Annotated in this window: 11 protein-coding genes; all 11 read left to right on the top strand. The window is 44.6% G+C overall.

From position 1 onward, the window contains the following. Window positions 1–21: 21 nt before the first annotated feature. The 11 genes from L3V36_RS20835 to L3V36_RS20785 all read left to right on the top strand — a co-directional run bounded on the left by L3V36_RS20835 (window position 22) and on the right by L3V36_RS20785 (window position 12,786). The gene (locus L3V36_RS20835; RefSeq protein WP_208775482.1) at window positions 22–228 is read left to right on the top strand and encodes a hypothetical protein; all 207 of its coding nucleotides are present in this window, start codon (window positions 22–24) and stop codon (window positions 226–228) included. Between the two features lie 332 nt (window positions 229–560). After that, window positions 561–1,553: an ABC transporter substrate-binding protein gene (locus L3V36_RS20830; protein WP_004733797.1), complete on the top strand. Its 993-nt coding sequence runs from the start codon at window positions 561–563 to the stop codon at window positions 1,551–1,553. Window positions 1,554–1,748: 195 nt separating this feature from the next. Next, window positions 1,749–2,648, top strand: coding sequence for a proline/glycine betaine ABC transporter permease (locus tag L3V36_RS20825; RefSeq protein ID WP_004733798.1), 900 nt, complete (start codon window positions 1,749–1,751; stop codon window positions 2,646–2,648). Continuing rightward, window positions 2,641–3,873: a glycine betaine/L-proline ABC transporter ATP-binding protein gene (locus L3V36_RS20820; protein WP_017080492.1), complete on the top strand. Its 1,233-nt coding sequence runs from the start codon at window positions 2,641–2,643 to the stop codon at window positions 3,871–3,873. Before L3V36_RS20825 ends, L3V36_RS20820 begins: the two co-directional genes overlap by 8 nt. A 605-nt stretch (window positions 3,874–4,478) precedes the next feature. Continuing rightward, the gene (locus L3V36_RS20815) at window positions 4,479–4,889 is read left to right on the top strand and encodes an Hpt domain-containing protein (protein WP_102502764.1); all 411 of its coding nucleotides are present in this window, start codon (window positions 4,479–4,481) and stop codon (window positions 4,887–4,889) included. 225 nt (window positions 4,890–5,114) lie between these two features. Beyond that, window positions 5,115–6,626, top strand: a complete 1,512-nt coding sequence (locus tag L3V36_RS20810) for a sigma-54 dependent transcriptional regulator (protein ID WP_102566861.1) — start codon at window positions 5,115–5,117, stop codon at window positions 6,624–6,626. Then, window positions 6,607–7,731, top strand: coding sequence for a glycosyltransferase family 4 protein (locus L3V36_RS20805; protein ID WP_065682409.1), 1,125 nt, complete (start codon window positions 6,607–6,609; stop codon window positions 7,729–7,731). The genes L3V36_RS20810 and L3V36_RS20805 overlap by 20 nt, the downstream gene beginning before the upstream one ends. 250 nt (window positions 7,732–7,981) lie before the next feature. After that, window positions 7,982–9,358 carry an O-antigen ligase family protein gene (locus tag L3V36_RS20800; protein ID WP_208775484.1) on the top strand — a complete coding sequence of 459 codons (1,377 nt, stop codon included), beginning with the start codon at window positions 7,982–7,984 and terminating at the stop codon, window positions 9,356–9,358. 92 nt (window positions 9,359–9,450) lie between these two features. Continuing rightward, window positions 9,451–10,236, top strand: a complete 786-nt coding sequence (locus L3V36_RS20795; protein ID WP_017094511.1) for an acyltransferase — start codon at window positions 9,451–9,453, stop codon at window positions 10,234–10,236. Beyond that, complete coding sequence (locus tag L3V36_RS20790) at window positions 10,229–11,365, top strand: glycosyltransferase (protein WP_102448247.1); 1,137 nt, start codon at window positions 10,229–10,231, stop codon at window positions 11,363–11,365. The genes L3V36_RS20795 and L3V36_RS20790 overlap by 8 nt, the downstream gene beginning before the upstream one ends. After that, window positions 11,362–12,786, top strand: a complete 1,425-nt coding sequence (locus L3V36_RS20785; RefSeq protein WP_208775485.1) for a Wzz/FepE/Etk N-terminal domain-containing protein — start codon at window positions 11,362–11,364, stop codon at window positions 12,784–12,786. The genes L3V36_RS20790 and L3V36_RS20785 overlap by 4 nt, the downstream gene beginning before the upstream one ends. Window positions 12,787–13,028 lie beyond the last annotated feature (242 nt).

Raw genomic sequence — 13,028 nt, 5'->3', positions numbered from 1 at the left:
ATAGCTTTCTTGTGCAACTGTATGGCTGTCATTGATACCATGACAGCCACCTATCCTATTAAAATTCAAGCCCCCGACAGCTCTAAATGCCCCAAAACCAAATTGGGTGTTTTTGGCGAAATTATTATTGAAAATAAGATTTTAAAAACCATTCAACGCATTTCACACACGTCAACCATGGTCTTACCACCTTTAAATCCCTTCAAAAATCAACAGCCCCATGCCTAACTTTAGCGGTAATGTGACACAGACGGTTAAAGTGCCATGTAAATCGCATCAAAGATGGAATTCGTACGATTATTCCCTAAGATTATAAATAGAGGTGGTTTTTGACGAATTTGTAATAGTTTGACAAAGTTATCCGATGGCTGTTGAAACACAGTGGATGAATTGGCAAATCACACTTCACTGACTTTGCACGTTTATCTATTCAAACTTCACCCATTCCTCCTTCTGCTCAAATGGTTCAAATACACGGAAAGGATCACCATCGAGCAATTTAGATAATCAATTTACCTTGGTTACCTTAGTTGTATTATTAAAGAGAAAGGAAACTCAATATGAAATACAAGTTAAGCTCCGTATTTTTGTTAGTAGCAGCAGCCAGCGGTAATGCTAACGCTGGAGAATGTGGCAGCGTAACAATCGCAGATATGAACTGGAACTCTGCAACACTGATCGCCAATATCGACCAATTCATCCTAGAACATGGTTATGGGTGTGATGCCGAACTTATCCCTGGCGACACCATGCCAACAGGCACATCCATGATTGAAAAAGGCCAGCCTGATGTTGCACCTGAACTTTGGAGCAACAGCTTAAAAGACGCATTGGACAAGGGTGTCCAAGAAAAACGTCTTCGCTACGCAGGTAAAGCACTTGTGAATGGCGGTGAAGAAGGCTTTTGGGTTCCAGCTTACTTAGTTAAACAATACCCAGAGATGGCAACCATCGAAGGTGTACGTAAAAACGCTAGCTTATTTAAGCACCCTGAAGACCCAGATACATCAGCATTCTACAGTTGCCCAGCAGGCTGGAACTGTCAGATCAGCGCCGGAAACTTGTTTAACGCTCTTGAGCTGGAAGACAGTGGTTTCACGATTGTTGATCCAGGCTCGAGTGCCGGCTTATCTGGCTCTATCGCAAAAGCTTATGAGCGCGAAGAAGCTTGGTTTGGTTACTACTGGGCGCCAACCGCCGTTCTAGGTAAATACGACATGGTTAAAGTTGACTTTGGTAGTGGTGTTAATGAACAAGAGTTCTTAACTTGTACCACCAAAGAAGACTGTGATTCACCTAAAGCGACCATGTACCCACCTTCACCCGTTCACACTATCACCACTGAGAGTTTTGCGTCACGTGCACCTGAAGCTTATGACTACTTCACTAAACGTGGCTTCACAAACGATAAGATGAACTCCCTGCTTGCTTGGATGGAAGACAATCAAGCGGATGGTGAAGAAGCGAGCTTGCATTTCTTGAGTGAATTCCCAGAAGTATGGCACCCATGGGTTTCTCAAGAAGTCGCTAAGAAAGTTGAAGCTGAGCTCTAATCGCAGCATTTCGATAGCCGTTATATTTCAATGATAGCTATATTTCGAAACGCACTGTGCACTAAGGCTAAGCACTAAGCTTCAATAATACGGAAATAACGTCGCTATACTTGATGTTATTCATGATTCGGAGCCCTTTTCATAGGCGATTACCTCATCGCATGAACAAGTGGCTCCGAACTATAAGGATATAAAATGGCTGACACCAATTGGTTATCAACCTTTCCAGAGATGGAACGCGCTGATTTACGAACCATAAAAAAGACGCTGGATGGCGCATACCGTGAATTCTCTCGTGAATACGGTGAAATGATCGAATCTCTATTTGACCCTCTTCTTTCATTCCTTGTTTGGTTTGAAAAACTTCTTATCTCAACCCCTTGGATTATAGTCCTCGCCGTTTGTACAAGCCTTGTCTACGCCGCGAGTCGTTCTTGGAAACTGGCTTTAGGTTGTGTCGTTTCTCTGCTCCTTATTGGTTACTTTGGAATGTGGGAAGACACCATGCGGACGCTCAGTATCATTACTGTTTGTACCTTGGTTTCGATATTCTTAGGCATTCCGATTGGTATTGCGATGGCTCGTTCAAATCGAGCTCAATCTATCGTTACACCGATGCTTGATATCATGCAAACCATGCCGGCATTCGTTTATTTAATCCCAGTGGTGATGTTACTCGGCATCGGTAAAATTCCAGGTCTGATCGCCGTGGTTATCTACGCTATCCCACCTGTGATTCGTTTAACCAACCTAGGCATACGCTTAGTCGATAAAGAAGTCCTTGAAGCAGCAACCGCTTTTGGTGCGAGCAAGAAACAACGCTTATGGGGTGTTCAACTCCCTCTAGCAATGCCAACGATCATGGCGGGTATCAACCAAACTATCATGATGGCACTGTCTATGGTTGTTATCGCATCCATGATTGGTGTGAAAGGCCTAGGACAACCAGTTCTTAAATCCATCACCAACCAATATTTCACATTAGGCTTGATGAACGGTTTTGCCATTGTTGCCCTCGCAATTCTTTTTGACCGCGCTTCACAGGCATACGCAAGAAGAACCAATGCGCATTTAGGAGGACTCAAGCATGACTAAACCATTGATTGAAATTAGTGGTCTATACAAAGTGTTTGGACCGAAACCTATGTCTGTTATGAACCGAGTTCAGAACGGCGAACACAAAGATCAGATTCTTGCGGACACAGGTCATACCGTCGGTTTAAAAGAGATTAATCTCGAGATTAACCGCGGTGAAATCTTCGTTATCATGGGGCTTTCCGGCTCGGGTAAATCGACTCTAATTCGCCACTTCAACCGTTTAATTGATCCAACGCAGGGTAAGATTATGGTCGAAGGCATTGATGTAATGAGCCTCAATACCAAGCAATTAGAAGAGTTCCGTCGTCATAAAATGTCGATGGTATTCCAACGCTTTGGCTTAATGCCTCATCGCACCGTGGTAGAAAACGTTGCATACGGGTTGGAAGTGCAAGGCATCAAAAAAGAAGACCGTTTAACGAAAGCCAATGAATGGTTAGAAACGGTGGGTTTGAAAGGTTACGGCAAGCAGTACCCTGCGCAACTTTCAGGTGGTCAGCAACAACGTGTTGGCCTCTCTCGCGCTCTGTGTACTAACGCTGAAATCTTGTTAATGGATGAAGCCTTTTCGGCACTCGACCCTTTGATTCGAAGTGAAATGCAAGATCAGCTCATTGAACTGCAACAGAAGCTTCATAAGACGATTGTTTTCATCACCCACGATTTGGATGAAGCACTCCGTCTCGGCGATCGAATCGCAATTTTGAAAGATGGCGAGTTGGTACAACAAGGTACGCCACATGAGATTCTACTGAATCCTGCTGATGACTATGTAGAGGCATTCGTTAAAGACGTAAACCGTGCTCGTGCATTGACGGTTGAAACGGTTATGCAGCCTCCTCTCTATCGAATCACTTCAGAAACGATTGAAGGTGCTCTGGCACAAATGAAGATGCTGAAAAACGATTACGCTTATCACGTAACGGATGAAGGCTATCAAGGCCTAGTCACACAAGAGAGCCTACAAGACGCCGTTGAAGATGCCTCTGTTCATGACTTCAGTGATGAGATTTACGAAGAGGTACCTGCTGTTTTACCTGATGCGGTAATTGAAGAAGTACTTCCAGACACTATGTCTTGTGACTACTCCCTTCCAGTTGTCGACGAAGAAGGTAATCTGAAGGGTGAATTAGAGAGAAGCGCTGTTGCTGATATCTTCTCTGAAAGTAGCGAGGAAGAAGTAGAAGCCGACCCAAAGCCAAAGATTGATAAAGCTTCGTAGTTCTACTTTTCGTTATTTAAAGCACGGCTGTTTAAATTATCGTTATTTGCGTTATAGGTATTTGGGTTATCGCTATTTTGGTTATATAGCTATTTAGACTAGCCTAAACTACTTAACCCGCTCTAAGACCACTGTTGTTAATTCACCGCAGTGGTCTTTTTTATTTGTATCGGCCTCGTTTTCTCCGGAGCTCTACCCGCCCCTTACGCTTATAGGCACCTAAGTTTATATTTCATAAGAGAAAACAAAAATTAAATCAGTCCGTTAGGCTTGTCACAAACCCTGTAGCAATATGAGTGAGATGCCAATTAAATGCTCTATTTGTACGGCAACCAGTTGAAATTATTCTAGAAAATGACTAGAACTTAATAGGGGCTGTTGACCTTTCGAGCTGGGTTTTGCAGCATCTTGTGGAAAATTAATACAAGGAAGAGGCTTTGACGTGTAGCTGGCCTACATGAAAAGTCTCTAACGCAGTAGAAATGAACCACAAGGGCTGCCCGAAGGGTTCGAGCTAGGCGCCCCCATTCGAACAAAATTTAACCACGAAAGGTCAACAGCCCCTTTACTCACGGATATTACGCTCAATAGAAGGACTTAGTTTGATGAATTCCACTTTAGCGTCAGACACAGCTGCACATCTAAACTCACAAGAAGTGAGCGGGCTTGTCGATGAAAGCGTTCTGGAGCAAATGATTCGCGATACCAGTGCGGACATTATCCCGATCTTGATCGACCATTATGTCGAAGAATCACAAACACGCTTGGTCGCCATAAAAGAGGCTGTCGCTCAGAACGACGCTCAAATACTTGAGTTCGAGGTCCACACTCTTGGCAGCACGGCCTTATCATTAGGTAATCGCCCTTTGGGTGAGTTGGCTCGCGCTTTAGAGAAGCAATGTTTAGAACAGAGTCATGATGCGGCATTTCGACAAGTTGACGAATTACTACAACTCGCAGAGCGTTCAATCAAAGCCTTGCTTGAAAGAAAAAAGGCTGGTTTCAGCGAGCTCTGAATGCTCATTAGTATCAGTATCGGTATCAGATAAAACTCAACATAGTCGTTATTAATATACTCACCATTAACATGCACTCCGGCGTGACCAACAACGCGAGAAAGTACACCTATCGTTTCTTAAGAGATTGCATGCGGTAGATAACAAATACACAAGTCTCGTATTGATGGATACATACCACTATGTTATTGATTGGTTAGGATAAAGTTTCAAAAGGAATACACAATGCGCCCTAAGGTATTGTTAGTTGAAGACTCCACCTCACTCGCCGTACTCTACAAGCAGTACGTTAAAGACGAGCCCTACGATATTTTCCACGTCGAAACCGGCGCGGAAGCTAAGATCTTCATTGAAAGGCACTCACCACAGCTTGTTATTCTCGATCTTAAGCTGCCCGACATGCCAGGCGAAGAAGTCTTAGATTGGATTAGTGCGAACGAAATACCGGCCGCCGTCATCATCGCGACAGCACATGGCTCAGTAAACATTGCTGTAGACCTTATCCAACGCGGTGCGGAAGACTTCTTAGAAAAGCCAATTCAAGCCGATCGACTCAAGACCTCTGTCCGCTTACATCTAAAAAGAGCGAAACTCGAAAACCTCGTCGATAACATGCAAAGCAAGTTCGATCGTGACCGTTTTCATAATTTCATCGGCTCTTGTCTACCCATGCAAGCGGTTTACAAGATCATTGATTCGGTCGCACCAACCACTGCCAGCGTGTTTATTAACGGCGAAAGTGGTACGGGTAAAGAAGTGTGTGCGGAAGCGATTCATCAAGAGAGCCAGCGTAATGGTAAGCCCTTCGTTGCGATTAACTGTGGTGCTATCCCTCGAGACCTAATGGAGAGTGAAATCTTTGGTCACGTTAAAGGTGCATTTACCGGAGCAACAGCCGACCGTAAAGGTGCAGCAATGCAAGCGCATGGCGGTACCCTATTTCTTGATGAGCTTTGTGAAATGGAACTGGAGATGCAAAAGAAGCTCCTACGATTTTTGCAAACCGGTACGTTTACTCCACTCGGTGGCAACCGCGAGATTAAAGTGGATGTCAGAATTATCTGTGCGACCAACCGCGACCCACTGGTTGAGGTAGAAGAAGGACGTTTTAGAGAAGACCTTTACTATCGTGTTCACGTCGTGCCTATCGAGATGCCACCGCTTCGTGAACGAGGAGGTGACATTGTCACCCTTTGTAATCACTTCTTAAAGCTGTACGCGAAGCAAGACAAAAAGAAGTTCAAATCAATAGACAAAGAAACGCAGAATCTACTTAAGCGTTATGCGTGGCCAGGCAACGTGCGTCAGTTGCAAAACATCATCCGTAACATCGTGGTGTTGAACAATGAAACAAGCGTGACCAAAGACATGTTACCGCCTCCGATTAATAAAATAGACGCAGCTCCAACCTCGAAATCAGTGACACCAATTCGAGTAGCGGCGCCCCAAACTGTTGTTGTGGAAGCACCCGAAGCTAAGTTGCCACCGATTACTCCTGAAGAGTTGGAGCAATCGTCAGTTGTTCCCGCTAACAACGACCCGATGACGCCCGCATTTACAACAAGCGAAGGTGCTATTCGTCCAATGTGGCAAATAGAGCGCGAAGCCATTCAACATGCCATCAATCATTGCGATGGGAATGTGTTAAACGCTGCTGTGTTGTTAGAACTTAGCCCTTCTACCGTTTACCGTAAGAAGCAGGCTTGGGAATCGGAAGATGAGTACAATCAAGCCTAGCCAAGGTGTACTCAACGTAAACCTTCATGAAATTTGGCTGTTGATCGACAGCCAAACTTTTGGAGGTATAGAAACGCATGTTTTAGAATTAGCACAAGGCCTGATTTCTGAAAGCGCTCAGTATTCAGATGCTGTTCGAATCGTTCTTTTGACTCAGTTTAATCCTGAAGCGATCATCGTTGAAAAGTTGAATACGCTGAACATCCCTTTTAGTTATCTCTCCGATTTAGCCTTATGCTGTTCAGGTTCAAGCGGCAATAGCGCGACACAGCTTAAACGTGCAGTTCAACATTATCAGCCAAGGCTTATCCATGCTCATGGTTACAAAGCCAGTTTGGTCAGTAAACTCATCAAGCTCCCACCTCGTTTTAACAACACCAAACAAATCACCACTTATCACGCAGGTGAAACCCCAACAGGCAAAGTATGGCTTTATGACTGGCTCGACCGTTACAGCAGCTTTCTTTCTGATCAGTCGCTCGTGGTCAGTGAGAAGATTAAAGCGAAAGTGCCGAGTAAAACCCATCAATTGAATAACTTTGTTAAAGTCCCAACCGGGTTAACAAACTCCCCTTCATCAAGCCCATTCCATGTAGGCTTTGTGGGGCGGTTAAGCCATGAAAAAGCGCCTGATCGATTTGTAGCATTAGCCAAACAGTTTCCCGATGTTCAGTTTGAACTTTTCGGGGACGGACCCGAAATGGAGGCCTTAGTTAAATCGCAGCCTCATAATGTTACCTTTCATGGGCATCAGATCAATATGGACGACGTCTGGAGCCAAATCGATTTGTTAATCATCCCTTCCCGCTTTGAAGGCTTACCTATGGCGGCATTAGAAGCCATGATTCGCGGCATTCCCGTTCTCGCTACCTCAGTTGGTAACTTGCCTAAGCTCATCGTGCACCAAGTTAATGGCTACCTCGCCAATTCAGAATCTGATTCAGAAACAGCGTTAGTACTAGAACAGCATTTATCCTCGTGGATGTCATTGACGAGCGAGCAACGTGACTCTCTCAAGAGTAACGCGATAGAAACCGTGAAAGACCAATACTCGCCACAAGCTGTTGTCCCGCAGTTGTTGGAAATCTATCAACTCGACCGTTAATACTAGTCTTAGTCGGTAATTGGTTATTTTAGCTGGATAACTTAGCCGTTCTAGTCAGTCTTATACTGATTCTCAAATTGACAAAACTCACCTCAAGGCTAAGCCCTCACTTAATAATCCAACACTAAATCAATTAGTTAAACAAAATGCATAACTGGCACTCGCTTTGCAATATTTAACATTAGGTGTAACTACGTCTCAAAAGATTGCGAGCGAGTCATGAAGAGTTTATTTGCGAATAGAGGTCACAATGGTCAACCCTGAAGCCAATAGATTGCCAGTCATCATCACGATCAGCACCTTGTGTGTCGGGCTCGGTATTGTCTGGTACTTCGTGCCGCATCCCGCTGTTATTGTTGCGCTAGCACTTCTTCCTTTGGCTGGAATGTTTGTTATTAACAAGACCTTTTGGATGGTGATATTGTTCGTTGTCTTTTCATTTTTTCGAATCCATGAAGCGATACCTCAACTCTATTCGTTAAAGATACCGCTATTACTCTCGCTAGGCGCGCTTTCCGCTTTGCTCTGGCATGCTTTCATCAGCAAAGAACTTAAAATATTCTGGCACCCTACATTGAGCTGGCTTGCTGTTTTTTGGGCTCTCGTCTTTATCGGCCTGATCTTCGCGTCTAACCGTCCAATAGCGTTAGCTGAATTTAAAGGCGTGTATTGGAAAGTAATGGTGATGACGCTTGCGATTACTTGGCTAGTAAACACCACGGAAAACCTCGCAAAAACCGCGATGACGATTATCTACGCAGGCGCTTTAGTCAGCTCTATCGCCGTGTACAACTCAGTAAATGGGATTGGGCTTGTCGAGGGCTCACGCGTGACTATTGGCCGCGATTTTGGCTCTATGTTAGGCGACCCGAATGATCTAGCACTGGTACTGATGTTCCCACTCGCCTTTACGATAAGCCAAGCCACCACATCTGGCATCTCACGATCCAAACGTTTAATTAGCGGGTTAGTCTGTTTGTTGCTGCTCGCCGCCATTATTGCGACTCAAAGCCGTGGCGGATTACTGGGGTGTATTGCGGTGATTGGTATTTTTGCGTGGAAACTAGTGCGCTCTAAAGTTCTCTTAATCTCCGTAGGAACTGTCGTGGCCGTAGTGCTCTACTTGGTTGCTGGGATCTCAGACAGATCTTCTGGTGGTGCCGCTGAACAAGGTATCGATGAATCTGCAATGGGGCGAATCTATGCTTGGGAAGCGGCAGTAAAAATGGCAGTTGAGAATCCACTGACTGGCGTAGGGTTGAACAACTTCTTCTCGAACTACTTCTTTTACAGCTCGCACTGGGACGGACTGAATCACGCCGTTCACAGTACTTGGTTTGGTGTGTTGGCAGAAACAGGCTTTATTGGTCTGATCATTTTTGTTTGTCTTATCGTTTCTTTGATCAAAACCTCTCGCTCTACGCTAACGAGGTTAAAAAACTCGGCCACAGAAATCGCCCCCGAGCTTAATGCGGTCGCCTATGCGATCTATGCAGGTCTGATTGGAACAATCGTGTCGGGTACATTTTTGACTCAAGGCTTCAACTGGCCGATTTACATCCTCGCAGCACTCACAGTTTGCGTCTCTAACGTATCGCATACTGCCTGTCAAAATGAGAAAACCTAAAATGAAACTTATAACTCATTGAAAATAATAAACTTATTAAATGGCACAATATATGAAAGTACTTCTATATAACAAAAAAGAGGATTTTCATTATGACGTCAGTATCTATACATCAATTCAAACATTGGCTTAAGTTTCATCCTAATTCTCGAATTAGAAATGTGTTTATCATTTTGAAAAACATCAGAAGCACAGAGCTACCTACCCCTCAAGTACTTAATCGCTGCCTATACCAAGCACACAAGCTTGTCGTGAATTTGGTTTCTGGTTTTACTCGGTTCTTCTACTGGACACCAGCTTTCAAAGGTCGTGTCGCTCAATGTGGCAAACGCCTGTATTTATACGGTGGCCTCCCTTTCGTGAGCGGTCCTGTACAAATTACGATTGGCGATAACTGCCGTATCTCTGGCCACACGACATTCTCTGGTTGTACCCAACCACTTGAAGGCTTGGAACACCCACTACTGTCGATTGGCAACAATGTAGACATCGGTTGGCAATCGACCATCGCTGTTGGAGGTAAAGTCGTTATCTCCGACAACGTACGCATCGCTGGCGGCGCTTTCCTGTTTGGATACTCTGGACACCCGCTTGATGCAAAACGTCGAGCACTAGGTGAAGGCGATGACCCTCAGCAAATCGGCGACATCATTCTTGAACAAGATGTATGGCTAGGTACCAATGTTACCGTTAAAGGTGGCGTAACCATCGGCGAAGGTGCCGTAATAGCCGCAGGCAGCGTGGTAACAAAGAACATCCCTGCCTTCGCAATCGCAGGCGGTAACCCTGCTCGAGTTGTCGGTCAGATTAAATCTGTTGAAGTGACAGAATCCGATGTGTTCGATTCGTTAGAGACTCATGGAGGCGACCATGCGTGATTTAATCGTATTTGGTGAAGACTTTGGCGGTCTGCCTTCATCGACTCAACACTTGGTTCGCCACTTGGCTAAACAACATAAAGTCTTATGGGTCAACTCTATTGGTCTTAGACAGCCAAGACTGTCAGTTAAAGACATCACTCGCGCATTCAATAAACTGACAGGGCGAAGCAACGCAGTTACTCAAAACATGCTGGATCCTCAAAACGTCGCTGATTCAAACAACCAAGGCAACATAACGGTCGTGAACTTGAAAACCATTCCTGCGCCTTCTTCAAAGTTGTCTAGAAAACTGGCTCAGCAAATGATGTTACGCCAGTTGAAGCCAGTTATTGCTGAGCTGAAACTTCATAATCCTATCTTATGGACTTCCCTTCCTACCGCTGTTGATTTGTGCGGACACTTAGGCGAGTCAGCGGTTGTTTATTACTGCGGGGATGACTTTAGTGCGCTCGCGGGCGTTGACCACAAAACTGTCGCTCAGCATGAATTGGAATTGATTGATAAATCAGATCTGGTCTTCGCTGCTAGTGAAAAGCTGATGGACAAATTCCCTAATGAGAAAGCTCAACTCTTACCACATGGTGTCGATGTCGGGCTATTTTCTACACCAGTTCCAAGAGCACACGACTTGCCAAGCAACCACCGCCCGATTGCAGGCTTTTACGGAAGCTTATCTGAATGGCTGGATTACGACATGGTCAAACATGTGGCGACAGCAATGCCGGAATGGGACTTTGTATTCATCGGCCCCAATGAGCTTGATACATTGTCGTTGCCTAACCTCGAAAACGTTCATTATTTGGGGCCTCGCCCACATCACACGTTGCCAAGCTATTCTCAACACTGGGATGTGAGCCTATTACCTTTCGTTGATAACGAACAGATCCGAGCATGCAGTCCATTAAAGTTGATGGAATACCTAGCCGCGGGAACTCCTATCGTGACCACCCCTTTTCCTGCAATGGTTCCTTATAATAATCACGTTACGTCCGTTGAAAACGCACAACAGATGGTCGAAGCTCTCGAGCAAAGTCGTCACCTTGAAAACTCGCCAGTCTCTGTTGTCTCCAAAGACAGTTGGCAGAACCGTGGTAACTTCGTACATTGGATGTTGGAGCTATTATGAATAATCTGAAATTGCGGTTATTAGTCATCATCAATGCCATGTGGCGCCAACGCTACGTTATTGTTCTACCACTCCTTATTTTGCCCTTTGTAGGCTTTGGTGTGAGCAAGTTGGCTCCGACTAAATATGACGCGCATACCAGTATGTTGATTCAAGAAACGGCCAAAATGAATCCATTCTTGGAAGACATCGCCGTTTCTACCATGCTCAAAGACCGTCTTAACGCGTTGAGAACACTACTTCATAGTCGACATGTGCTTTACTCGGTCGCTGATGAACTGCAATTAACCACGCCCGATATGCCTGAAATTGAGAAACAAGAGATCATTACTGACCTATCTCAACGTCTAACGGTGACTCAGCTTGGAAAAGATTTTCTAAAAATTAGCTTAAGCTCAAACACACCAGATGGAATGGAAGCGACGCTTCGTTCGGTAAGTGAACATTTTATTGAGCAACTGTTAGCACCAGAACGTTCTTCGATTGAAGACTCGAGCAACTTCTTGAAAATTCATATAGATAAGCGCAGTGCTGAACTTGAAGTAGCAGAAGAAGCCCTTGCCTTATACATGAATGAGAATGTTCATTCGACGCCTGAGGTACAGAGCCAAAGTTTGAATCGCTTAGCGTCACTCAAGCAAACACTGGCAGAAAAAGAGGCCGAGTTATCCGGTGTTGAAAAAAGCTTAGGGTCAATCGATCAACAGCTTTCAAAAACCAACCCAGTGATAGGTCGAATAGAAGATCAGATCATCGATATTCGTAGTGAACTGGCTCTACTTCAAGCCAAATACACAAACAAACACAGTGCCGTACAAGCTAAAGTTCGTGAACTAGACAGACTGGAAAATGAGAGAAAGAGTTTACTCGATGTCACTCAACCGACGATGAACAGCGACCAGCTTTGGGACATTGCAAGTAGTACGACACTGAACAAACTGTCGGATACCCAACCTCTTTTGGTCACCCAGCTACACAGTTTACAACTGGTTCGAGCTCGCTTTGAGTCTTTAACTGAAGAAACGAAAAGCCTTCGTACTATGATCTTTGAACTAGAACACAAGGCGAATAACTTCGGCGAAAATGCAAAAGAGATGTACCGTCTTAAGCGACAAGTTGAAATTAAGCGCCAACTATACGATGAACTGACAGAGCGTTATGAAATGGCTCAGCTAACAGGTTCGCTTGGCGTATTCGAGCAAAACAAACGTGTGAAGATTATCGATTTACCCTTCACGCCTAGTATGAAATCTAACATACCTTCTTTTGTGTTTGTTTTGGCTGGTTTCGTTGCAGGTATTGGCCTTGGCATTGGGTTGGCGATATTGTTTGAGCTGTTTGACTCTTCAATCAAGCGTAAAGATGAAATTGAAGACATCTTAGGTGTTCCTGTTATTACCGTTATCCCTAAAATGAGTTGATTAGCCTTAAAGCTATTTTTAACTTCCTAGCTTCTTAGCTTCTTAGCTTCTTAGCTTCTTAGCTTTCTAGTTTCGTGCTTCCTAGCTTTCTAGCTTTCTAGCTTTCTAGTTTCCTAGCTTCGTGCTTCCTAAAGCAAAACGCTAACACTCGGTTGGCGTTTTGCTTTTATAAAGCCCCAATTATTAATCCCACTTTCGATTTCCCCAAGCACCACGATTCAAATAGCCATTCACTCGTATCC

This window comes from Vibrio sp. G-C-1, assembly GCF_021728015.1.
Taxonomy (GTDB): Bacteria; Pseudomonadota; Gammaproteobacteria; order Enterobacterales; family Vibrionaceae; genus Vibrio; species Vibrio splendidus.
This window is presented reverse-complemented; position numbering and strand designations above follow the sequence as displayed.